Origin of the sequence: Lentzea sp. NPDC020367, from assembly GCF_044387305.1 — a bacterium.
GTDB lineage: Bacteria > Actinomycetota > Actinomycetes > Mycobacteriales > Pseudonocardiaceae > Lentzea.
In genome coordinates this window covers 315,387-336,733 of sequence record NZ_JBIRVV010000005.1, presented here as the reverse complement: position 1 = coordinate 336,733, position 21,347 = coordinate 315,387, and the positions used below count along the sequence as shown (strand labels likewise).

General features: G+C 68.7%; 25 protein-coding genes and 1 tRNA gene. 13 read left to right on the top strand and 13 right to left on the bottom strand.

The annotated features are described in order from the left end of the window. On the top strand, positions 1-618 hold the full coding sequence (locus ACH413_RS23320; RefSeq protein ID WP_396425151.1) for a uracil-DNA glycosylase: 618 nt from the start codon (positions 1-3) through the stop codon (positions 616-618). 7 nt (positions 619-625) lie between these two features. On the opposite strand, the gene ACH413_RS23315 is transcribed toward ACH413_RS23320, so the two are convergent. Further along, positions 626-1,057: a hypothetical protein gene (locus tag ACH413_RS23315; protein WP_360038075.1), complete on the bottom strand. Its 432-nt coding sequence runs from the start codon at positions 1,055-1,057 to the stop codon at positions 626-628. 41 nt (positions 1,058-1,098) lie between these two features. Here ACH413_RS23315 and ACH413_RS23310 point away from each other — a divergent pair, with 41 nt between their 5' ends. The 10 genes from ACH413_RS23310 (at position 1,099) to ACH413_RS23265 (ending at position 8,277) form a co-directional block, all read left to right on the top strand. Then, entirely contained in the window at positions 1,099-1,569 is a 471-nt protein-coding gene (locus ACH413_RS23310) for an SMI1/KNR4 family protein (RefSeq protein WP_360038072.1), read from the top strand. A gap of 54 nt (positions 1,570-1,623) precedes the next feature. Further along, the gene (locus tag ACH413_RS23305; protein ID WP_360038069.1) at positions 1,624-2,223 is read left to right on the top strand and encodes a DUF4129 domain-containing protein; all 600 of its coding nucleotides are present in this window, start codon (positions 1,624-1,626) and stop codon (positions 2,221-2,223) included. Next, a complete protein-coding gene (locus tag ACH413_RS23300) occupies positions 2,220-2,570 on the top strand; it encodes a hypothetical protein (RefSeq protein ID WP_360038066.1) in 351 nt (116 codons plus the stop codon). The genes ACH413_RS23305 and ACH413_RS23300 overlap by 4 nt, the downstream gene beginning before the upstream one ends. Next, the gene (locus ACH413_RS23295) at positions 2,567-3,508 is read left to right on the top strand and encodes a MoxR family ATPase (protein ID WP_360038063.1); all 942 of its coding nucleotides are present in this window, start codon (positions 2,567-2,569) and stop codon (positions 3,506-3,508) included. Before ACH413_RS23300 ends, ACH413_RS23295 begins: the two co-directional genes overlap by 4 nt. Then, positions 3,505-4,734: a DUF58 domain-containing protein gene (locus ACH413_RS23290; RefSeq protein ID WP_360038060.1), complete on the top strand. Its 1,230-nt coding sequence runs from the start codon at positions 3,505-3,507 to the stop codon at positions 4,732-4,734. Before ACH413_RS23295 ends, ACH413_RS23290 begins: the two co-directional genes overlap by 4 nt. Beyond that, entirely contained in the window at positions 4,728-5,189 is a 462-nt protein-coding gene (locus ACH413_RS23285) for a hypothetical protein (RefSeq protein WP_360038058.1), read from the top strand. Before ACH413_RS23290 ends, ACH413_RS23285 begins: the two co-directional genes overlap by 7 nt. Positions 5,190-5,331: 142 nt before the next feature. Further along, entirely contained in the window at positions 5,332-6,657 is a 1,326-nt protein-coding gene (locus ACH413_RS23280; RefSeq protein ID WP_360038055.1) for an NAD(P)/FAD-dependent oxidoreductase, read from the top strand. Positions 6,658-6,856: 199 nt separating this feature from the next. Then, entirely contained in the window at positions 6,857-6,979 is a 123-nt protein-coding gene (locus ACH413_RS23275) for a hypothetical protein (RefSeq protein ID WP_256238980.1), read from the top strand. Next, complete coding sequence (locus ACH413_RS23270; protein WP_360038052.1) at positions 6,976-8,082, top strand: hypothetical protein; 1,107 nt, start codon at positions 6,976-6,978, stop codon at positions 8,080-8,082. Before ACH413_RS23275 ends, ACH413_RS23270 begins: the two co-directional genes overlap by 4 nt. A gap of 118 nt (positions 8,083-8,200) precedes the next feature. Then, positions 8,201-8,277, top strand: a tRNA-Leu gene (locus ACH413_RS23265). Between the two features lie 256 nt (positions 8,278-8,533). On the opposite strand, the gene ACH413_RS23260 is transcribed toward ACH413_RS23265, so the two are convergent. The 5 genes from ACH413_RS23260 to ACH413_RS23240 form a co-directional block, all read right to left on the bottom strand. Beyond that, positions 8,534-9,394 carry a tachylectin-related carbohydrate-binding protein gene (locus ACH413_RS23260; protein ID WP_360038049.1) on the bottom strand — a complete coding sequence of 287 codons (861 nt, stop codon included), beginning with the start codon at positions 9,392-9,394 and terminating at the stop codon, positions 8,534-8,536. Positions 9,395-9,409: 15 nt separating this feature from the next. Further along, positions 9,410-10,777 (bottom strand): hypothetical protein, encoded by a 1,368-nt coding sequence (locus ACH413_RS23255; protein WP_360038046.1) that lies wholly within the window; start codon positions 10,775-10,777, stop codon positions 9,410-9,412. Between the two features lie 19 nt (positions 10,778-10,796). Further along, positions 10,797-11,855: a YncE family protein gene (locus ACH413_RS23250; RefSeq protein WP_360038043.1), complete on the bottom strand. Its 1,059-nt coding sequence runs from the start codon at positions 11,853-11,855 to the stop codon at positions 10,797-10,799. A 293-nt stretch (positions 11,856-12,148) separates the two neighbouring features. Then, positions 12,149-12,832: an SDR family NAD(P)-dependent oxidoreductase gene (locus ACH413_RS23245; protein WP_360038040.1), complete on the bottom strand. Its 684-nt coding sequence runs from the start codon at positions 12,830-12,832 to the stop codon at positions 12,149-12,151. After that, on the bottom strand, positions 12,829-13,569 hold the full coding sequence (locus ACH413_RS23240; protein WP_360038037.1) for an inositol monophosphatase family protein: 741 nt from the start codon (positions 13,567-13,569) through the stop codon (positions 12,829-12,831). The genes ACH413_RS23245 and ACH413_RS23240 overlap by 4 nt, the downstream gene beginning before the upstream one ends. Before the next feature lie 117 nt (positions 13,570-13,686). On the opposite strand from ACH413_RS23240, the gene ACH413_RS23235 reads away from it, so the two are divergent. Further along, positions 13,687-14,529, top strand: coding sequence for an SGNH/GDSL hydrolase family protein (locus tag ACH413_RS23235; RefSeq protein WP_360038034.1), 843 nt, complete (start codon positions 13,687-13,689; stop codon positions 14,527-14,529). 40 nt (positions 14,530-14,569) lie between these two features. Here the strand turns inward: ACH413_RS23235 and ACH413_RS23230 are convergent, their stop codons facing one another. The 6 genes from ACH413_RS23230 to pqqA form a co-directional block, all read right to left on the bottom strand. Beyond that, entirely contained in the window at positions 14,570-15,715 is a 1,146-nt protein-coding gene (locus tag ACH413_RS23230) for a helix-turn-helix domain-containing protein (protein WP_360038031.1), read from the bottom strand. An 18-nt stretch (positions 15,716-15,733) separates the two neighbouring features. Beyond that, positions 15,734-16,615 carry a pyrroloquinoline quinone biosynthesis protein PqqB gene (gene pqqB, locus ACH413_RS23225; protein ID WP_360038028.1) on the bottom strand — a complete coding sequence of 294 codons (882 nt, stop codon included), beginning with the start codon at positions 16,613-16,615 and terminating at the stop codon, positions 15,734-15,736. Next, complete coding sequence (gene pqqE / locus ACH413_RS23220; RefSeq protein WP_360038025.1) at positions 16,612-17,691, bottom strand: pyrroloquinoline quinone biosynthesis protein PqqE; 1,080 nt, start codon at positions 17,689-17,691, stop codon at positions 16,612-16,614. The genes pqqB and pqqE overlap by 4 nt, the downstream gene beginning before the upstream one ends. Continuing rightward, a complete protein-coding gene (gene pqqD / locus ACH413_RS23215) occupies positions 17,684-17,962 on the bottom strand; it encodes a pyrroloquinoline quinone biosynthesis peptide chaperone PqqD (protein ID WP_360038022.1) in 279 nt (92 codons plus the stop codon). The genes pqqE and pqqD overlap by 8 nt, the downstream gene beginning before the upstream one ends. Then, a complete protein-coding gene (gene pqqC, locus ACH413_RS23210; protein WP_360038019.1) occupies positions 17,959-18,654 on the bottom strand; it encodes a pyrroloquinoline-quinone synthase PqqC in 696 nt (231 codons plus the stop codon). The genes pqqD and pqqC overlap by 4 nt, the downstream gene beginning before the upstream one ends. An 87-nt stretch (positions 18,655-18,741) precedes the next feature. Further along, positions 18,742-18,864: a pyrroloquinoline quinone precursor peptide PqqA gene (gene pqqA, locus ACH413_RS23205; RefSeq protein WP_166045134.1), complete on the bottom strand. Its 123-nt coding sequence runs from the start codon at positions 18,862-18,864 to the stop codon at positions 18,742-18,744. 291 nt (positions 18,865-19,155) lie between these two features. Here pqqA and ACH413_RS23200 point away from each other — a divergent pair, with 291 nt between their 5' ends. Continuing rightward, a complete protein-coding gene (locus ACH413_RS23200; protein WP_360038016.1) occupies positions 19,156-20,190 on the top strand; it encodes a PQQ-dependent sugar dehydrogenase in 1,035 nt (344 codons plus the stop codon). Positions 20,191-20,194: 4 nt separating this feature from the next. On the opposite strand, the gene ACH413_RS23195 is transcribed toward ACH413_RS23200, so the two are convergent. Beyond that, positions 20,195-21,343 (bottom strand): polysaccharide deacetylase, encoded by a 1,149-nt coding sequence (locus tag ACH413_RS23195; protein ID WP_360038013.1) that lies wholly within the window; start codon positions 21,341-21,343, stop codon positions 20,195-20,197. Between the last annotated feature and the right edge of the window lie 4 nt (positions 21,344-21,347).

Below are 21,347 nucleotides of genomic sequence, written 5' to 3'. Positions count from 1 at the left end.
ATAACGGCCTGTCGAGCGTGCCCACGCCTGGTCGAGTGGCGCGAGACCGTGGCGCGGGAGAAGCGCGCGGCGTTCATGGATTGGGACTACTGGGGCCGGCCGGTGCCGAGCTTCGGGCCCCTGGACGCCTCGCTGCTCATCGTGGGCCTCGCACCCGCGGCGCACGGGGCGAACCGGACGGGCCGGATGTTCACCGGTGACCGGTCCGGCGACTTCCTGTACCGGGCGTTGTACGAGGTCGGCCTGGCCTCGCAGCCCACGTCGGTGTCCTTGGACGACGGCCTGGAGCTCTACGGCGTGCGGATCGCGTCCCCGGTGCGATGCGCGCCGCCCGCGAACAAGCCGACGCCCGCCGAACGTGACCGGTGCTCGCCGTTCCTGCGCGAGGAGCTCGGGCTGATGACGTCACTGCGGTCCGTGGTGGTGCTCGGGGCGTTCGGGTGGCAGGCGTTCCTGCCGTTGCTGGGGTCCGCGCGGCCCAAGTTCGGGCACGGGGTGGAGGTGGAGCTGGGTGGGCTGCGGGTGTTCGGCTGCTACCACGTTTCGCAGCAGAACACGTTCACCGGGAAGCTCACGCAGGAGATGCTTCAGGACGTGCTGAAGCGGGCGATGAGCTGATGGGCGGCTATCCGTACAGGTGAGAGTTGACCGTCGGGTCGTTGGCCAGCACGAAGTCCACGACCTCCCAGAACTCCGGCAGGCGCGGATGGGCCAGGCCGTCCTCCCGGGACAGCACCGTGCCGTGCACCGGTCCCGTCGAACCGTCCATGCACGCCTGCACCAGCGTCGCCGCGGGCGCGGGACTGTCCACGACGGGCCCGACGCGGCAGCCGAACGTCACGTGGTCGTCGACCACGTCCGCGCCCCACGTGCCCAGGATGACGTCGATCCACGTCTCGTGCGGCTGATCCTGGTGGTGATAGGAGTTGGCGAAGTACACCGCGTGAGCCTTGCCGTCACGGTGGACGAAGTTCCACACGCGTTCGATGGGAGCGTTGCAGCAGCCGCACTCGTACTGACGCGCCTGTCTCTCGCCGAGGTCCATGGTCAACTCCATTCGCGAACCCTAGCCGTCGGCGGTGCCTCAGAATGTGCGCCGTGAAGTTCTGGAGCGACAGCCCGTACGGCGTGCAGCAGCCCCTCACCGACGAGGCCGTCCGCGACGCCGAGAAGCTCCTCGGCGTGCGACTCCCGGAAGCGCTGCTGGACCTGCTGCGCGTGCAGAACGGCGGCGTGGTCGTGGACGAACGGTCGGCGTTCCCGAGCGAGCCGAACTCGTGGGCGCAGGACCACGCCCCGTTCGACAGCCTGATGGGTATCGGGGTCGCGGAGCGCACGACGTCGCTGCTCGACACGCCCTACCTGGTCGAGGAGTGGGGCCTGCCGTCACCTGTGGTGCTGCTGACGGGGGACGGCCACTGGTGGATCGCCCTGGACTACCGCGCGTGCGGTCCGGCCGGTGAGCCGTCGGTTGTCTGGCTCGACGCCGACGGTGAGTCGGAACTGGCGCTGGCGCCCGACTTCCGGTCGTTCCTGGCCGGGTTGGTGCCCGCGGAGTCGTTCGACTAGCAAGTTGGCCAAAGGATCATCCCAACTCCGCTGGTGCGTGTAAGGCTGTCCGGCATGAAGTGGTGGCGGGCCGGGGTGGCGGTGGCGGCGTTGCTGATCGTCGTCGTCGCGGCCAGTGGCACGTCGCCGGTCACGTTCGTCAACCGCCTGGACGACCGCCCGCCGCCGCAGGACCGCGCGCCGCAGATGGACATTCCGATGCCCAGCGAGCTGCCGGACGCGCTCGCCGTGCCGGTGACCGTGTACCTGGTGCTGCTCGCCGGGCTGGTCCTGTTCGGACTGGTCGGGATCATCCTCGCGTTCGAGCTGCCCCGGTGGCGGCGCCCGAGAGGCGTGCGGGGTGTGGACGTCGAGAGCGGCGAGGTCGGGGAGTCGGCGGTCGTGCGGCGCGTCGAGAAGGCGTTGCAGGAGTTCACCGAGCACCCGAACCGGCCGCCGCGCGACGCCGTGATCGCCGCCTGGCTCGCGCTCGAAGCCGCGGAACCCCGGCAGCCGCACCAGACGCCCACCGAGTTCACCGAGAAGCTCGGCGTCGACGCCGTGGTGCTCAAGGATCTCTACCAACGCGCGCGGTTCGGGCATGAGGACGTGACGGCCGCGCAAGCTCAACAGGCGCAACAGGAGTTGGGCCGCATCGTCCGGGAGCTCGCATGAGAACCGTGCTGGCGCTGGTGGTCGGGGTGATCATCGGCGTGGTGATCTGGTGGCTCGGCGCCTCACCGGCGTGGGCCGCGGCGCTGGCGGTGCCGCCGACCGCGTTCGGCGTGCTGGTCACCAGGTTGCCGCGGGCCACCGACATCGTCTGGAGCTCGGCGCCGCCGCCGCCCGGTTCGATCAGTTCCGCGCACGCCAGCACGCTCGCGAGCAGGCTGGAGGAGGCGGCGGCAGAGCCGAGGCGCTACCAGGAACGGTTCCGCGCCCGGTTCGCACGACTGGGGATCGAGGCGTCCGAGATGCCCGATCCGAAGCAACTCGCGGAAAGGCTCAGGAGGGTCGAGTGACCATCGCACACGAGGCCGAGGCGGTCCTCGACGAGATCGGCAAGGTCGTCGTCGGACGCACCCGCACGCTGCGGCTCGCGCTCGCCGCCGTGCTGGCCGGCGGGCACGTGCTGCTGGAGGACGTGCCGGGCCTCGGCAAGACGCTGATCGCGCGCTCGCTCGCGCAGGCGCTCAGCCTCGACTTCCGCCGCCTGCAGTGCACGCCGGACCTGCTGCCCGCGGACGTCACCGGGTCGTTCCTCTACGACCCCGGCAGCCGCGAGTTCGAGTTCCACCAGGGGCCCGTCTTCGCCGGTCTGCTGCTCGCCGACGAGATCAACCGCACGCCGCCCAAGACGCAGTCCGCGCTGCTGGAAGCCATGCAGGAGCGGCAGGTCACGGTCGAGGGGCGCACGTTCCCGCTGCCCACGCCGTTCCACGTGCTCGCGACCTCGAACCCCGTCGAGTACGAGGGCACCTACCCGTTGCCCGAGGCGCAGCTCGACCGGTTCCTGGTGCGGCTCGACATCGGCTATCCGCCGCCCGAGGAGGAGGTCGAGGTCCTGCGGCGGCGGATCGCGCGGCAGCAGGAAGACGCCGTGGTGCCGCCGGTGCTGGCCGAAGGCCGGCTTGCCGAGCTGCAGGCCGAGCTCGAGAAGACCACAGTGGACGACGATCTCCTGCGGTACTGCGTTGATCTGGCCGTGTCCACGCGCAGGCATCAGTCCGTCGAGGTCGGCGCGTCGCCACGAGGTGCGCAGGCGCTGGTGCTCGTCGCCCGCGCACTGGCCATTTTGGACGATCGCGGGTACGTGACGCCCGAGGACGTCAAGGAGTGCGCGGTCGCCGTGCTGGCGCATCGGCTGGTGATGAAGCCCGAGACGTGGACGTCCGGCGTGAACGGCGTGCAGGTCGTCACCGAACTGCTCGGCAAGGTTCCGGGCCCGCCCAGCTCATGAGCAGAGCGGACAAGATCAGGGAGGCGTTCGCCCAGTCGCACGGCGCGCACTGGCATCCGACGGACGCCTACTCGCGCGCCGTCTGGCTGGGCGTGGGGCTCGTCGTCGGCGGGATGTTCCTGCACCAGGTCGAACTGGTGCTGTTCGGCGTGCCGCTGATCCTGTCCGTGCTGCTCACGACCAAACCGAAAGGCACGCCCGCGGTCAGCGTGCGTCCGGTGCCGCGCGGGGCGGGCGCCGGTGTCGTGCACACCGTCGCGCACCTCGACGGCGCGGACGCCGAGATCGCCGTGGTCAAGCTGCCCGGCGTCGTCAAGGCGGTCCCGGCGCACTCACCCGACCTGCCGGTGGAGATCCGGCGCGACGCGTGGGGACCCGGTGTCGACCTGCGGCTCGACCACCTGTTCGCCGGACCGGACGGCCTGCACGTCTACGGGCCGATCGTCGGCACCGAGCACGTCCGCACGATCCTGCCGCCGGTCGAGCACCACCCCGCCGGCCCGCTGCCGCCCCGGCCCGCCGGTCTGGTCGGCATCCACCGCTCGCCGCGCGCCGGCGACTCGACCGAGCTGCGCGACATCAGGGCGTTCCAGCCGGGGGACAGGCTCAAGCGCATCGACTGGCGCGTCACGACCCGCACGGGCACCGTGCACGTCCGCGAACGGCACGCCGAGGCCGACGCGGAGATCGTGCTGGCCCTCGACACCCGTGCCGACGTCGGTTCGGACGTGGCGGACTGGGCCTCGCCGCACTACGGGGCCACGACGCGTCCCGGTGGCAGCCTGGACCGCGCGGTGCGGCGGGCGGCGTCGATGGCCGCGGGCTACCTGCGGCAGGGCGACCGGGTGGGGTTGATGGACCTGTCACGCCCGCAGCTCAACGTGCGTTCCGGCGTCGGGCGGCGTCACCTGATGCGCATCCGCACGCAGCTCGTCGTGTGTGTGCAGGCCGCCGGGTGGTCGTCACGCGTTGCGTTGCGCAAGCTTCCGCACGGATGTGTGGTCGTGCTGTTGTCACCGTTCCTCGACGACGACATCGCGGAGCTGGCCGTGCAGACGCGCAAACACGGCCATGTCGTGCTGGCGATCAACACGCTGCCGTTGGAGCTGAAGCCCGACCGGGAGACCGCGTGGGGTGAGGTCGCGGCCGAGATGATCTCCGCAGAGCACCGGCTGCGGCTGCGGCGCATGGCCGAGCACGGGGTGGCGGTGACGCGCGAGTGCTGATGCGTCTGGCGATCGTGCTCGCCGCGTTGCCGGTGGCGCTGATCCTGCACCTGGAGTCGTCGTCGATCGCGCCGTTGCTGATCGTCGCGGTGCTGACGGTGCTCACCGCGCTCATGCCGGGAAGCGCGTGCGCGGCCCTGCTGATCGGCTACGCGGCGCTGGCGATGGCGTTCGCCGACGGGCACCCGTTGCGGCTCGGCGTGTTGATCATGATTCCGGCGCTGCACCTCATTCACGTGACGTCCGCGCTCGCGGCGGTCGTTCCGGTGAAAACGAAAATCGAGCCCGCTGCGCTGAAAGCACCAGCGCGCCGGTTCGCCATTGTCCAAGTGATCACATTTGTCGTCACGGCCTTCGCGGCGTTCGCCCCATCGGGTGCCGGTATCGGGCTCGTGGAGGTGCTCGGACTGGGGGCTCTGACGGTCCTCATCGGGGTCGTCGCGCTGAGGATCTGAATCGTCCCTCTCAGGGAGAACGCCTCAACTTTGACTCAAGTCGCAGGTCAGCCGCGATCGTGTCCGGCGTCACCGCGCGACGGTAGTCACAACAGCCCCTTCAGACGCGCGAAAAAGGGGGTCCTGGTGCGACCATATGTGTATGGCTGCTGTGAAGTCGCAACCCACACGAATCGTCATTGTCGGCGGTGGGTACGTCGGGATGTACACGGCTCTCGGACTGCAGAAGAAACTGCGCTCCGGTGAGGCGTCCGTGACGGTAATCGACCCGCAGCCGCACATGACCTACCAGCCCTTCCTGCCTGAGGCGGCGGCCGGCTCGATCGAGCCGCGCCACGTCGTCGCTCCACTGCGCAAGGTGCTCAAGCGCTGCCACGTCGTCACCGGCCGCGTCACCAGGATCGAGCACGCGCGCAAGATCGTGACCGCCGAACTGTCGGACGGCCACGTCGAGGAGATCGAGTACGACGTGCTCGTCTCCGCGCTGGGTGCGATCTCACGCACGCTTCCGATCCCCGGCCTGGCCGAGGTCGGCATCGGCATGAAGACGATCGGCGAGGCGATCTACGTCCGCAACCACGTGCTGTCGCGCCTGGACCAGGCAGCGAGCACGAACAACGCGGAACTGCGCAAGAAGCTGCTCAGCTTCGTCGTCATCGGTGGTGGCTTCGCGGGCATCGAGACGCTCGCCGAGCTTGAGGACATGACGCGGTATGCGCTTCGGTACTACGAGGGCTTGAAGCCCGAAGAGATGAACTGGGTCCTCGTCGAGGCGATGGGCCGCATCATGCCCGAGGTGTCCGCCAAGCTCGGCGCCTGGACGGTCGAGGCGCTGGAGAAGCGCGGCATCAAGATCTACCTCGACACCCGCGTGAAGTCGCTCGAGGGTGGCCACGTCATCCTCGACGACGGCACCGAGTTCGACTCCGACACGATCATCTGGACCGCCGGCATGAAGGCGAACCCGGTGCTGCGCAACACGGACCTCCCGCTCGACGAGCGCGGCCGCGTCCGGTGCACCGCCGCCATGCAGGTCCAGGGCCTCGACGGCGTGTGGGCCGCCGGTGACTGCTCCGCGGTGCCGGACCTCTCGCGCACCGAGGAGGACCCGACGGCGACGTGCGTGCCGAACGCGCAGCACGCCATCCGTCAGTCGAAGCTGCTGTCGAAGAACATCGTCGCGTCGCTGCGCGGCCAGAAGCCGAAGGACTACTTCCACAAGTACCTCGGCTCGGTCGCGGGCCTCGGCCTCTACAAGGGCGTCGCGGACGTGTTCGGCCTGCGCTTCAAGGGCGTGCCGGCGTGGTTCATGCACCGCAGCTACCACGTCGCGTTCATGCCGACCGTGAACCGCAAGCTCCGCGTGCTGATGGACTGGACGCAGGCGCTGTTCTACGGCCGCGAGGTCGTGGCTCTGGGCCAGATCAACGACCCGAAGTCCGACTTCGATCGCGCAGTGCAAAGCTGACCTTCACTCTCTGTGAGTGACGTCGTGCCCCGGACGACCCCTCGTTCGGGGCACTTCGCTGGACTGCAGGCGGAACTTAAGCGCCCAATCGGAGTAAAGCTTCGAGGGTCGCCTTGACATTGCGTTACGTGTTTCGGAGACTACGGCTGGTGCATCACCTGAATGCGTGATTCGCCATGTGGGGAGAGAGGTGATCCCGATGTCTCTCGAGGAGCTGGCCGCACAGCTTCGTCGTGGCGAGATCGAGGACCCCGCGCTGGCGCAGTACGCCGCAGAGTACGCGCAGGCGGGGCAGGTTTTCCGCAGCAAGAAGGACGATTGAGCAGGTCGGCTGACGGGCGGGTGCCAGGTGCCCCGTCCGAGGCTGCCAGACCACTTCTGCTCCAGGGCCAGGAATATCTCTTCCGCTCCCCGCCCAAGTGTCTGGACTTCCAGGAACAGGTCCACCGCCTCGGCATGGTCGACGAGGGCGACGGCAACCCGCAACCCTGCGTGCTCGTCCTGGCCCGCGCCGCCGACATGGAGATGAACGAACTCTCCATCGCACTGGCAGAGCGCGGTATCCGGATGGCCCGAATCGACGCCGACCGCTGCGTCGACCTCCCGCTCTCGGTCTACACCGACCAGCCCCTGGTCGAACTCGACCGCTGGCTCCTGCGCCCCCTGCTGGTCTGGCGCCGCCACTTCGAACTCTCCGCCATCCCGATCGAACCGGGAACCCTGGCCGGCGCCTACGCCGTCGACCAATGGGCCTCAGTGGCCAACTGGCTGTCCTCGCGCTCCGACTGGGCTCACGTGAACCCGTCACGCTTCTCGACGCACCTGGACCGTCTCACGCAGCTTTCCGACGCCTCTGCTTTCGGGTTGCGCGTGCCCCGCACGGCCGTCACGACCCGTCCAGGCCGCACCCGCCCAGGCGGCGGCGCCTGCATCGTAAAAACGGCGGGCCGACACCTCCTGGAACCACGCCCGGGCGTGCAACACGGCCTGTTCCCACGCCCGCTCGAGACCTCCAGGGCCTCAGACGCCCCAGAACCCGCACCGGTGATCGTCCAGGAGTACGTCCCCTCGGACACCGAGCTGCGCGTGTTCGTCGTGGGCGATCGCTGCATCGCCTACCAGGTCGACAAACTCGACCCGGCCCAACTCTGGGTGGACCCGGACGCGGTCCGCGTCACGCCGACCTCGGTCCCCGCGTCCCTCTCGGACAGGCTCTTCGCCCTGGCCCGCCACTGGCGAGTCCAGGTGGCGGCGTTCGACCTGCTCGTGACCGGCAGCGGCGACCACGTGTTCCTGGAGATCAACGTCAACTGCGACTGGCGCTGGTTCGAACACAGGGCGGGCGACAACAGCGTCTCCGCGGCCGTGCACGACTGGGTGGCGCTGCGCTTCAAGGAGCTGCTCGGAGCGGGGAGGGCACGCTGATGTTCGGGACCGTTCGACGCTTAGCCGGATGCTCGCTCTAGTCCAATTCGCTGGGCCGCTCGGGCGAGAAAAGACCATCGGCTCACACAAGCCGACGATCAAGGCCTAGGCTCACCGCGCCCCCGTAGCCCAATCGGTAGAGGCAGGTCCCTTAAAAGGATCACAGTACGGGTTCGAATCCCGTCGGGGGCACCATCTGAATCCACCCCAGAATCTGGTGCTTGATCAGGCATTTCACTCGTTCTCGGCGGTGGTTTCGCCGACGTCTGAACGAGATCCGCTCGCCTCCGAACGGTGTCCGGGGAAGAGCGGAGAGTAATCACTAGTTGATCTTGGTACGCGTTCAGGAGGACGCCGAGCCGGGTGAGTGGCGCGCCTGGGGTGTGGTCTTGGTCACGCGAAAGGCCCGCCCCCGGCTGCAGTGCCGAGGACGGGCCCAAGTCGAGCGGATCTAGTTCTTCTTCACCTGGTTCAGGCGCGTGATCACGGCCCCGCCGTCCTGCATCCCGAACGAGTTGCAGGCGGTGTCCCACGGGAACCGGCTGCACGCGTTGGTCTGCACGACGACGTCCTGCTCGTTGTTCCACCCGCTGCCGATGATCTTGGCGTTCTTCCACGCGTTGGTCACCGGGTTGTAGCTGTACCAGAGCAGGTTTCCGTTGGTCTGGTTCACGGCGTAGAACGTCTCGCCGCCGGCCGAGCTGAAGTTCTTCAGGTTCTGCCACCCCGTCGTGACGGGGGAGGCCGGGGTCACCCACGTCGCGGTCGGGCCGGACCAGAAGTTGATGTAGTAGCGGTACATCGCGCCGGCCGCGTTGCGCGCGTAGACCACGCCACGGCTCGTTGCGACGATCGCGTTGTACTGGGTCAGGCCCGTGGCCAGCAGTGCGCCCTGCACCGCCCACTGCTGGGTGGTGAAGTTGAAGTAGTGCGCCTTGAGGTTGCCCGCGGCGTCGAGGGTGTAGATGACGCCGTCCTCGTCGACCGAGATGCGGTAGCGGGTGTTCGCCGCGGTGTAGGACCAGCCCTGGGCGAGCACGAGGTACTCGTTGCCGTTGAAGCTGTCCCACGTGGTTCCGTTGTAGTGCAACAGTCTCAGCTCACCGCCGGTGGTGATGCTGAACGTCCACCCGCTCGGGCCGGCGAGCACGCGGCCCTGCCAGCCTGCACCGATCTGGTAGCTCTCGCCCCAGACGAAGGTGCCGGTGGCCGGCGTCGAGTGTTCGAACAGGTACAGGTCGCCTGCGGTGTCGCACGGATAGACCGGAGCGAGGCCGTAGCGGGCCGACAACGTGGTGCTGGGTCCTGGCATGTCTCACTCCACCCCTCAGAGGTTCAGCATGGCGGTGCAGGCGTCGAGAACCAGACGCTCGGTGGTCCCCGGTCCGGCGGCGCCGCTCGGGGAGAACTTCAGCGGTGCGGGCCAGGCGTAGAACGTCGTCCACGAGCCGGGTCCCGACAGCTGGTCCTCGTCGGTCCAGCCGGCCTCGTAGCCGAAGTGCTTCGCCTCGCCTGCCTGCAGGACGCCGTTGGCCGCGACGTAGCCCTCGGTCTCGTTGGCGTAGGCCATGATCCACAGCCAGCCCGGGGTCTGGCTCTGCAGCGTCACCTCGTACTGCGAGAGGACCTCGTGCGACATCGCGAGGATGTTCAGGCCGCCCAGGTTCCAGCGCTGGATGGGCATCGGGAACACCTTGGGCAGGCCGTCGCCGTGGATCTGCTCGATCATCACCTCGGCGTGGCGGTAGGCGAAGTCGTCCGGCGGGAACGTGTCGAGCCGGTCGTTGTAGGAGTTGCGGGCGCGGATCACCGCGGCCGGGTCGCCGAAGTCGACGGACAGCGGGATCTGGATCTCGTTGTAGAACGTGCTGACCGGGCCGTTGACCGCGTTCCAGCCGCCCGAGTTCACCATCGACACGACCGCGTTGCCCAGCGTGGTGCCGAGGCTCGTGGCCATGCTGGGGGAGTGCGGGTCGTTGGGTTCCTGGTCGCCGGCGGCGCCCTGGAAGAACAACGCCTGGACGCCCAGCGCGTTGCTGATCACGTCGGTGGCGGCACCGGGCCAGTCGCTGCAGAAGATCCTGTCGTTGCCGCGCGACACGGCGTGGCAGGCGTATCCGAACAGGACGGTGTGCAGGCCGTTGTCGCTGGTGCGACGGGCGATCAGCGCGCTGATCGTGGTGAGGACGTTGGGCTCCTCAGCACGGTTGTAGCCGATCGTCGCGTTGCCTTCCTTGTACCACAAGGTGACCGGCGTGCGAGCCATCGCGACGGTCTGCTGCACGAGGGCGATCATCTGGTTGATGAACACCGTGGTCGTGCCCTCGATCGCGCTGATGTCCGCGGCCGTGAGGTCCATCATCACGTACGGGCTGGGGCGCGTCGTGCCGATCATCGGGCCGGAGTGAGTGTGGCTGCAGATGATCAGGAAGCGGCCGTTGTTGTTGCCCACCAACGGCAGCACGGCGGTGCGGATCGCCTGGTGGACGTAGCGGGGGATGCTCACGACGTCGACGCGGAGCATCACCTTGGGGCCGGCGCCGTCGTCGATCACGACGCACTGCGCGCGCAGCCTGCGGTCGGTCACGCCCTGGTTGCCGCGGGGAGCGCCGCAGTAGCCGCCCATCCAGAGGCTGGGGTAGGTCGGCCACGAAGGGGTGTAGTCCAAGGTCTTCACGGACATGGAGAAAGGCATCTCGGGTTCCCTCCGGCGCTCAGGCGGTCTCGACGAACGCGACGCAGGTCGGCGTGTTCGAGTTGGGGGTCGTCAATGAGCTGTCCGGCTTGCCGGTGGAGGTGTCCGCGGACGTGGTCTTGCGACCCTTCTTGTCCAGAACGAACGCGCGGCCACCGTCCTTGCTCATCGCCAGAGGACCGTTCGCCTTGCCGTTGCCCTCCTTGGTCCTGACCTTGTTGGAGTTGATGTTCACCGTCACCAGCTGGGAGTCGGTGGCGCGGCCCGTGTAGAGGCTCACCACCGCGAACGTCCCGTTCGGGTGCACGGCCAGCCCGCAGGGCACGCCTTCGAGCTCGGTCGAACCGGACTTCCCGCCGCGCAGGTCGAACGTGATCAGCTCACGCGACGACGCCACGTACAGGTTCTTGCCCTTGGGGTCGATGGCGAGCTGCAACGGCGACTTCTCGGTCTTGAACGAACCCGACACGGCGTTCTTCGCGGTGTCGATGATCGTGATGCCCTTGGCCCGTTCGTCCCCCACGAACAGCTGCTTGCCGTCCGGCGTCAGCGCCAGCGTGTGCGGCAGCAGACCTGCCTTGATCAGCGCGCGCACCTCGCCGGTCGCGACGTCCACCACGGCCACGTGCCCGCGGGAACCACCGCCACCGCTGGACCCGGTCGCGACGTACACGAACTTGCCGTCGGGCGACACGACGACGTCGTTGGCGAACCCGCCCACGGCGACCTCGTTCGTGACTCGGGCACCGTCGACGTCCACCACGCTCAGTCCCGGCCCGAAGACCGTCCCCACGTAAGCGCTCAGGCCGTCGGGCGAACCCGCGATCCCGTTCGGCTGGCCGTTGACGGCCACGGTCGTCTGCTCGCCTGTCAGGCTCGGGTCGGCGAGTTGCAGCAGCCCGTTGCCGAGGTGGTCGACGCTGCCGATCAGCAGTTTCTTGCGGCCTGCCTTGGGCGCCGCATGGGCGGCTCCCGCGAACAGGCTGTTGCCGACGACGCCCACCGCGACACCACCGAGTGCGGCGGCGAACAGCGTGCGGCGGGAAATCGGTCGGAACTCAGGCGTTTCAGATGTCATGTCGTCCGTCCCCCTCTGGTCCAGTGCGACTGGTTGAGGTTTCGACGAAAGGGACGTGCCTGTTATCACTCGGGGTAGTCAAAATTTGACATGTGACCGAGTTGAGACATTCCATAGCCTATTGATACGCACTGTGTTCGACGGATTACCTACTGCTGCTGACCTGGGGATATCGTCACCCATTAGTGGAACTGCAGTAGTGGGACTTTGTGCCCTGTCGATCCTGTACGAACTGGGCTACGCGCACGCGTAGCTACGTAGGGTCACGTGAGGTTGCGATGTTGTGACGGGAATCACCAGGTCGGTCGGGCCGTCACTCCGCCGTCCACCACGAGGTCGTGGCCGGTGATCCACGTCGCGAGGTCGCTGGCCAGGAACACGCACGCGTTGCCGATGTCCTCCGGCGTGCCGAGGCGGGTGAGTGGCGCGGCGGCCTGCCAGCGCGCTACGCCCTCCGGCCACTGCTCCTCGATACCGGGCCGTGCGATCAGGCCCGGCGAGACCGTGTTGACGCGGATCCCGCGCGGTCCGTACTCCAGCGCGGCCGCTCGGGCGTGCATGATCAGCCCGGCCTTCGAGACGGCGTAGTGGGCGTGGCCCGGTGCCGGATGCGTGCCCTCGATCGACGCGATGTGCGTGACCGAGCCGCCCGCCGGGAGGTGCGCGACGGCGGCCTGGGTGACGGCGAACGGGGCCGTCAGGTTGGCGTCCATGACGGACTGCCATTGCGCGGAAGTCATGTCGGGCAACGGTTCCACGGGTTGGATGCCCGCGTTGTTGACCACTGCGTCCAGCCTGCCGTGCCGCGCGAAGGCGTCGTCGACCACGCGCTGGGCCGACGTGCGCAGGTCGCCGTCCTCGAGGCCCCGGTGGCGGACGACGCGGGCGCCCGCGTCGGCGAACCGGAGAGCGATGCCGTTGCCGATGGCGCCGGCGGTGCCGGTGACGAGCACGACCTTGCCGCTGAGATCGATCACGAGACGATGCCTTCCATTCGTTCGGCCAGCCAGCCGACGATCTCACCCCGTCCGGCGACAAACCCGTTGACGCCGATCTCGCGGAACTCCCCGCCCGCCTCGCGGACCAGCACCGCGCCCGCCGCGACGTCCCACGGGTGGATGCCGATGTTCGCCGCCGCGTCCGCTCTGCCCGTCGCGACCCAAGCGAGCGACAGGGCCGTCGAGTAGACGCGGCGCACGTCCGCGATGCCCAGCAGGTCGTTCAGGAGCTCCATCTCGCCCTGGTACGGGCTGCCGGGCAACGGGATGTCGGTCAGCACGAGCGGCCGCGGGCTCGTGCCGGGCGGGATCGTGAGGCCCGTGGAGGTGACGCGGAACGGAACGCCGACGGCCGCCGTGAACAGCTCGTCGCGGAACGGGTCGAGCACGCAGCCCGCGACCAGCACGCCGTCCACCGCCGCGGCTACGGAGATGCACGAGAGAGGGATGCCGCGCACGAAGTTCCGCGTGCCGTCGATCGGATCGACGTACCAGGTGAGCGGGGCGGACGAGCTGCCCAGCTCCTCGCCGACCACGGCCGAGCCGGGAGCACCGGCGACCAGGGCCGCCCGCAGGAACGCCTCCACCTCCAGATCGGCCGTGCTGACCTGGTCGAACGTGCCCTTGGACGACACGTCGACGCGCATGTCGCGCAGCAGCTTGGCAGCGTCCACGCAGGACTGCGCGGCCAACGAGAGGAGTTCCCCAGGAGTCACGGGGCCCATTGTGATCGGTCACAAACACGACCGGATGACTCTGGGCAACGTCCCACCCGCGCAAGTGACCTGAGCCACCACGATGAGCAGACCTGACAACGGCGTTGGAGGATCGGGATGCGAATCGTGGCCGGGTTGGCTGTCGTGGCGATGTTGGTCGCCGGAACAAGTACCGCCCAGGCGGACACCCTCGACTACGTGGCCCTGGGCGACTCGGCGGCGGCCGGTCCGCTGATCCCGAACCAGGACCCGGCGCTGTGGTGCCTGCGCAGCAGCAACAACAACTACCCGCAGGTGGCGGCCAAGCTCCTCGGCGCGAGGCTCACCGACGTCACCTGCTCCGGTGCCACCACCGACGACTTCGCGGGCCGCCAGTTCGGGTTCGTCAAGCCGCAGTACGACGCGCTCAAGCCCACCACCGACCTGGTGTCGATCACGATCGGCGGCAACGACGTCGGCCTCGTGCAGACCGCGCTGGGCTGCATCAACCTGCTGCCCGAGCCGGTGGGCCTGTCGTGCAGGGACCGGCTGACGGCGGGTGGGGACAAGGTGGCCGCGGACATCGCGAAGTGGGCACCGGAGTTCGGCGCCGCCCTCGACGAGGTCAAGCGCCGTTCGCCGCACGCCAAGATCCTCGTCACCGGCTACGGCACCTACATCCGTCCCGGCGGCTGCTACCCGGTCCAGCCGATCTGGGCGCGCGACAGCGACTACCTGCAGGCCTCGGTGAACCTGCTCAGCACCACCGCCAAGGCCGAAGCGGAGAAGCGCGGCGCGACCTACGTGGACCTCGCCGCGGTCAGCGTCGGCCACGACACGTGCGCCAAGCCCGCGGACCGCTACCTGGAAGGCCTGATCCCGACGACGATCGCGGCGCCGCTGCACCCGAACGCGGCCGGCATGAAGGCCTTCGGCACCGCGGTGGCGAAGGCAACGGATCTTGTCGGACCCGCTGCGTAAGTTGTGACGCAGGGGGTCCCAGCCAGGGGGTACCCCTGCGTCAGCGCGCCCTCCGCGCCGCCAGAGCCGCCGCGAGCAGCGTGACGTGCTCGATCCGCGTCGGATCCAGCCCGGTCAGCTCCGCGACTCGACGCAACCTGTAGTCCACCGTGTTCGGATGTACGTGCAGCTCCGAGGCAGCCGGCCGCCGCGACCCGCGCCGCAGGTAGACCTCCAGCGTCTGCACGAGTTCCTCGGTCAGCGGCCCGACGATCGACGCGAGCGGTCCGAGGGCCGCGCTCGGCCGGGACAGCTGGTACTCCAGCAACACGTCGGCGAGCCGGTAGAGGCCCGGCCCCGACCGCACCGCGACGGCCAGCACCTCGCGCGCCAGGACCGCGGCGGCCGCGACCTCGGAGGGTGAGGCCGCGACCGCCGCCACCGTCACCGGTGTCCCCGCCGAACGGGTCACGTCGGCGAAGATCCGTTCCAGCGGCGGGTCCTCACCCGGCAGCAACGCGAGACCGCCATCAGGCGTGAGCGAGGACAGCACCGGCTCGCGGCTGTGCCGTTCGAGCTCGGTCCGCAGGCGGCGCAGCTTCCGCCGCCCGGCGACCGCCGCGTCCACGCCCTCCAGCAGCTCGTCCGGATGCGGCGGTATGTGCAGCGCCAGCACGACGTACGGCCCGGACGCCTGCACGGTTCCGGAGAGCAGACCGGTCAGCAACGTGGCACGCGCCGAGCGTTCGTCGTCGAACATCGTCTGCCGCTCGTCGAGGTACCCGGCACTCACCACGGGCGTCACGAGCTGCAAGTACCGCAGCGCCAACGCGTTCAGCGCGAGCACGTCCGAGATCTCCTCCGGCCGCGCCTCGGGCACCAGCGTCTCCCACACGACCTGGATGCCCACGTGGTACGCGGTGAGCACCACGTCGATCGGCACGCCCTCCTCGGCCCGCCGCGCCGCCGACTCGCGCAGGAACCGCAGTTCGTCGGCCGAGGGCAACGAGCCCGAAGCCAGTACGGCCGCGAACGCGCGCAGGGCGTGCTCGGTGACGCGGTAGATGTCGCCGTCGAGCTCCTCCGCGGGCAGCTGGGCGTACGCGGGCACGCGCTCGACCAGCGACGCGATCACCTGCCGCACGAACGACGGCATCTCCGCGTCGAGTCGCGCTGCCAGCGGCCGGCCACCGATCACGTAGGACATCCGGTGATTGTGGCCGATCTACAGCTCGATCACCGTGCCGTCCAACGGAACCTCGACGCCGGCCTCCCGCACCTTCGAGAACTCCGGGGACGACGGGTCGAGCACCGGGTTGGTGTTGTTGAGGTGCGTGTAGAGCCGGCGCACGGACGGGAATCGTCGCAGCTCGGGCAGGCTCGCGGAGATCGGCAGATGCCCCATCGCGGCCTGGCCGGACGAGCTGCCGGTCGCCGACCCCATCTCCGAGGCCGCGTAGAAAGTGCCGTCCAGCAGCACGCAGTCGGCCTCGGCCACCACCTCGTCGAAACCGGAGGGCCACGACGCCAGGCAGGGCGCGTACACCAGCACGCCACCGGAGACGAGGTCCTCGAACCGGTACGCGACCACCCAATGTCCATCCACAGTGGACGAACGGGCGTACTTCGGCCGCTTGCCGCTGATCGGGATCGCCGACACGCGCAGCCCGCCGAGCGAGAACGACTGGTCGGCCTCGACCTGACGCCACGCCACCGGCGCATAGCCGTCGATCACCGTGCGCAGGTCGAACTGGTCCTGCAACGCGTGCAAGACCGGGCCTGGAGCCCACGCCGTCAGGCCGGCGCCCCCGCGCAGCGTCAGCAGCCCGAGGGTGTGGTCGAGCTCCGCGTCGGTGAACAGGGCCCCGCGCAACGGGGTGTCGCGCGCGCCGGGGCCGGGGTTCAGGAACGAGCACGCGGCGATCTGCGTCCGGATGTCCGGGGAGGCGTTGACCAGCCACCAGTCGGTGCCGTCGCCGCTGATCGCCAGGCAGTCCTGGGATCGTGAGGGCAACGAGCCGGAACGAGCGCGCACGCACAGGGCGCACGCGCAGTTCCACTGCGGGAAACCGCCACCCGCCGTCGTGCCGAGCAGAACCGCCTTCACCGCATCTTCCTCATCGCCATCGCGGGCACCTCGGCCGGCGCCATCTCGGTCTCCAGGATCAGGTCCACAGTGGACCGCGCGGGCGACAGGGAGCACACGGGATCGGTCGCGGCGGCGTCACCGGTCAGCTGGAACGCCTGACAGCGGCACCCGCCGAAGTCGATCTCCTTGCGCGGGCACGAGCGGCACGGGTCCTGCATCCACTCGAACCCGCGGAAGGCGTTGAACGACGGCGAGTCGTGCCAGATCTCGTGCAACGAGGAGTCGCGCACGTTCTCGATCGTCAGCGACGAGATCACCGTGGCGGCGGGACAGGGGAGCACGTCGCCATTCGGTGCCACCGTGAGCTGCCGCGCGCCCCACCCGTACATGCAGGGCTTCGGGTGGGCCTCGTGGTAGTCCGCGATGACGTAGACGATCTCCATCCGTCCCCGCAGACGTTCCTGCGCCGCGGCCACGATCGGGTCGGCGACGGCGAGCTGGGCGCGCGTGGGCAGCAGCACCGCGCGGTTGCGCAGCGCCCAGCCGTAGTACTGGGTGTTGGCGAGCTCCAGTCGCTCGGCACCCATCTGCTCCGCCATCGCGATGATGCCGGCGATGTTGTCGAGGTTCTGCCGGTGCAGCACGGTGTTGACCGTCAGCGGCAGGCCCTCGTCGAGAACGTGGGCCGCGGCTTCGATCTTCCGGTCGAACGCCTTGATGCCCGCGATCCGGTCGTTGCCCTCCTTCGTCGCGTCCTGCAGGGAGAGCTGCACGTGGTCGACGCCGAGGGAAGCCAGTTCCCGCAACCGATCGCGCGAGAGGCCGACTCCCGACGTGACCAGGTTGACGTAGCAGCCGAGGCTGTTCGCGTGCGCCACCAGCTCGGGCAGGTCCGGCCGCAGCAGCGGTTCGCCGCCGGACAGGTGGATCTGCAGGCAGCCCAGCGACCGGGCCTGGTCGAACACCCGCCGCCAGTCCTCGGTCGACAGCTCGGCGTCGCGTCGCACCAGCTCCAGCGGGTTCGAGCAGTAGCCGCACTGCAACGGGCACCGGTGTGTCAGCTCGGCGAGCAGGCCGAAAGGCGCCTCAGCCATCGACGTCCACCACCCTTCGTTCGACCATCCTGGCGACCAGCGAAGCGATGTCCTCCGGCTCGACACCCTCGTACTCGTCCGCCAGCACGACGGCGATGTCTCCCACGGATCGGACGCCGTCACAAAGCGCCACAACGGAAGCCGCGGTCTCGTTCAGCACCAGCACGCCCTCGGGGAACAGCACGACGTGCGCCTCCCGGATCTGGTCGTAGGTGCACTTCACGCCGCGCCGGATCCGCGGCACGGCGTCCAGCGCGACGGCGGTCGTCACGGCTTGCCCTTGCCCGAGTAGTAGTCGACGGCGTCCAGCACGGCCCGCAGCACGTCGCACTTGAACGACAGCGCGTCGACGGCGGCCAACTGTTGTTCGCGGGTCAGCGAATGAGCGACCACGATGTCCACAGTGGCCTGTCCTTCGCCCGCGACCGCCTGGATGCGGTTGGTGAAGTAGGCGAAACCCTCCTCGGCGATCCACGGGTACTGCTCCCGCAACGCCGCCAGGCGCTTGCGCATCAACGCGCCCGAGAACATCTCGGTGAGGCCGGAGGCGATGGCCTCGACCCACGGCTTGGTGCGCGCGAAGTTCACGTAGGCGTCGACGGCGAAACGCGTGCCGGGCAGCACGTGCCGTTCGTCGAGCACCTCTTCCCGCGTCAGCCCCACGGCTTCCGCGAGGCGGATCCAGTTCTCCGCGCCGCCCTCGCCCGGCTGCGTGCCGTCGTGCCAGACGATCCGCTCACGCCACTGGCGGCGGATTTCCGGCGACGGGCAGTTCGAGAGGATCGCGGCGTCCTTCTGTGCGATGCAGCGCTGGTAGTACCAGCGGTTCGCGGCCCACGCCTGCAGCTCGTGCTTGCTCAGCTGGCCGGCGTGCATGCGCAGGTGGAACGGGTGGCTGTCCCAGTACCGGGGTGCGAGGGCGCGCAGCTCGGCGACGAACTCCGCGGGAGAGACGGCAGTCATGGACGCAAACTCCTAGGTCTACCAGGAACGACGCGCGGGAGCCGGGGTCCCCGGCGTCAGCTGGGAACCCCGGCGCGAAGCCTGACGTCAGCTGCGAGCCGCGTAGGCGGTGACCTCCATCGGGGTCTCGAAGTCGCGGAAGTCGGGCTTGACCCACTCGCGCTTGACCTCGGGGAGCTTGGTCTCGGTGGTGGTGACGGCAACGTTCATGGCGCAACTCCTCGGGTGTCCTGCTCATCTGCCCGACTGGGCAGGCAAGCGCTTTCCGTTGGGGCGCGGCGGCGACTCACACGGTATGTCTTCCGGCCGGTCAAGGTCTAGACCGTCCACGAAGTTACCTGAAGTCATCGGAGGGAAATCGTCTTGTTTCGCCCACCTGGCGGCCGGGAATACCGGAACCTCCGACCACTGTTGCGGGTCACTTCGATCTGTGATTGCGTAAATACGCCCTGCAACACCGCCGCCGCAGCCTAATTCACGAGCGGACCCGAAGGAGAGCACATGCGTGCTCGTCGTATCGCAGCCGTGGCGGCCTGCACTGCCGTGGCCGCATCCCTCTGCGTGATGCCCGCCTCGGCCCAGGACGATCCCTCCGTCCTGGCTGAACGGACACTCGCCACGAAGCTCGACATCCCGTGGGACATCGAGTTCCTGCCGGACGGCAGCGGCATCTTCACCGAGCGGGACACCCGGAAGATCAAGAAGATCAAGGGCACCACCGTGACCGAACTGGACACGGTGGAACAGGCCCAGACGACCGGCGGTGAGGGCGGCCTGCTCGGCCTCGCCGTGTCGAAGAGCTTCGCGACCGACAACTCAGTCTTCATCTACTACTCGACGGCCAGCGACAACCGCGTCGCCAAGCTGCAGCTCGGCGGTACGCCGCAGCCGATCGTGACCGGGATCCCCAAGAACCGCTACCACAACGGCGGCGGCCTCGAATGGGGTCCGGACGGCTTCCTGTGGGCCACCACGGGCGACGGCCAGAACACCGCCAACGCGCAGAACTGGAACTCGTTGGGCGGCAAGGTCCTCCGCTTCGACGCCGCGGGCCAGCCCGCTGCCGGCAACCCTCGCGCCGGCAGCGTGGTCTACTCGATCGGCCACCGCAACGTCCAGGGCATCACCTGGATCGGGAACACCGCGTACGCCACGGAGTTCGGCAACAACACGACCGACGAGATCAACCGGATCGAGGCCGGCAAGAACTACGGCTGGCCGACGTGTGAGGGCAACTGCAACACCGCCGGCATGACGAACCCCGTCAAGACGTGGTCCACCAGCCAGGCCGGCCCGACCGGCATCGCCTACTACAAGAACTCCCTGTACGTGGGCGCGGTCACCGGCAAGCGCGTGTGGAAGATCCCGGTCAGCGGCACCACGCTCGGCACTCCGCAGGCGGTGTTCACGGGCTACGGCCGCGTGCGCGCGGTGACCACGGCGCCGGACGGCACCCTGTGGCTCGGAACGTCCAATCAGGACGCCAACGGCTCACCCGGCGCGAACGACGACCGGATCATCTCCACCGACGGCTAGCAGCTCAGTTGCGCGCAGCGGGCATCCGGCGGAGCTGGTCCAGCACCGCCGGATCCTGCAGCTGCATCCACTGGATCACCTCGGTGTAGGTGGCGCACACCGTCTCCGGCTTGTCGCACACGAACTCCATGAACTGCTCCATCGCCGTCGAGAACGCGTTGCCGTTCCACTCGTTGAAGTGGTTGCCGACGACGATCGGCGCGCGGTTGCCGTTCAACGCGGCCTGGTGCACCGACTTGTACGTTTCGAGGACGATCTGGGCGAAGTCGGCCGCGCGCTCCGGCTGTTCCTTGGCCTGGTTGAGCGAGTACCAGAGGTTGAAGTCCATCATCACGACCTGCTTGGCCAGCCCGGGAACGCGCACCTCGGGCATCGGGAACTCGTACAGTCCGTTCTGGACGGTCGGCCACTGCACGCCGAGCGCGACCTTGCTGGTGTCGTAGACGAGCCCGTGCGAGGCCATCGCGGGGAAAGCCTGGTCCCAGTTGCCTTCCAGGCACGGCGTCCGTCCACCTCGGACTGCGTCGGCGGGCAGGTTGAGGCCGGCGGCGCGCGACTTGTCCACGATCTGCCTGAACTGGTCGAGCTCCGCGTTCCAGGCCGCCGTGTCCCACTTGTCGACCGACGGCTGGGAGCCGTTCGAGCAGAAGTGGCCGTTGTAGTGCGTGCCGATCTCGTGGCCGTCGGCGATCACCTGGTTCAGGTAGCCGATCCGGGAGGTGATGTCCTGCCTGGTGCCGCCGAACGAGATGTCGGACAGGCCGCGCTTGAGTCCGGCGGGCGGCTGGTACTGGTTGCCGTCCTGGTCCGCCAGCATGTAGACGCCGGACAGCAGGCCGGTGACGTGCGCGTTCTTGGCCTTCGCGATCGGCAGGATCTTGTCCCAGTGCTGCTTGGACACCGCGCCGTCGAAAGAGAAGAGCACGAACTGCGGAGGCTTCTCACCCGGTGCGAGCTTGTGCATCCAGGACAGCTTCTGCATCTGTTCCTGGGTGGCCGCGGGCACGGTCGGCGTCGGCCCCGCGTCCTTGGGGGCGGGCAGTCTGGGTGCCATCGGCAACGGGCCGGAGTCCGCCTGAGGTGTCTGCTCCTTGTGCGACCCCAGGGTCATCACCATCGCCAGAACCAGCCCCAGAGCCAGGCCCGTGGTCAACCAT

Coding starts and splice junctions, on each gene's coding strand:
- ACH413_RS23280 (WP_360038055.1), top strand. CDS start 5,332: ATGGCTGCTGTGAAGTCGCAACCCACACGAATCGTCATTGTCGGCGGT.
- ACH413_RS23200 (WP_360038016.1), top strand. CDS start 19,156: ATGCGTGCTCGTCGTATCGCAGCCGTGGCGGCCTGCACTGCCGTGGCC.
- ACH413_RS23290 (WP_360038060.1), top strand. CDS start 3,505: ATGAGCAGAGCGGACAAGATCAGGGAGGCGTTCGCCCAGTCGCACGGC.
- ACH413_RS23300 (WP_360038066.1), top strand. CDS start 2,220: ATGAGAACCGTGCTGGCGCTGGTGGTCGGGGTGATCATCGGCGTGGTG.
- ACH413_RS23275 (WP_256238980.1), top strand. CDS start 6,857: ATGTCTCTCGAGGAGCTGGCCGCACAGCTTCGTCGTGGCGAGATCGAG.
- ACH413_RS23255 (WP_360038046.1), bottom strand. CDS start 10,777: ATGCCTTTCTCCATGTCCGTGAAGACCTTGGACTACACCCCTTCGTGG.
- ACH413_RS23230 (WP_360038031.1), bottom strand. CDS start 15,715: ATGTCCTACGTGATCGGTGGCCGGCCGCTGGCAGCGCGACTCGACGCG.
- ACH413_RS23235 (WP_360038034.1), top strand. CDS start 13,687: ATGCGAATCGTGGCCGGGTTGGCTGTCGTGGCGATGTTGGTCGCCGGA.
- ACH413_RS23260 (WP_360038049.1), bottom strand. CDS start 9,394: ATGCCAGGACCCAGCACCACGTTGTCGGCCCGCTACGGCCTCGCTCCG.
- ACH413_RS23305 (WP_360038069.1), top strand. CDS start 1,624: ATGAAGTGGTGGCGGGCCGGGGTGGCGGTGGCGGCGTTGCTGATCGTC.
- pqqC (WP_360038019.1), bottom strand. CDS start 18,654: ATGACTGCCGTCTCTCCCGCGGAGTTCGTCGCCGAGCTGCGCGCCCTC.
- ACH413_RS23250 (WP_360038043.1), bottom strand. CDS start 11,855: ATGACATCTGAAACGCCTGAGTTCCGACCGATTTCCCGCCGCACGCTG.
- pqqA (WP_166045134.1), bottom strand. CDS start 18,864: ATGAACGTTGCCGTCACCACCACCGAGACCAAGCTCCCCGAGGTCAAG.
- pqqE (WP_360038025.1), bottom strand. CDS start 17,691: ATGGCTGAGGCGCCTTTCGGCCTGCTCGCCGAGCTGACACACCGGTGC.
- ACH413_RS23315 (WP_360038075.1), bottom strand. CDS start 1,057: ATGGAGTTGACCATGGACCTCGGCGAGAGACAGGCGCGTCAGTACGAG.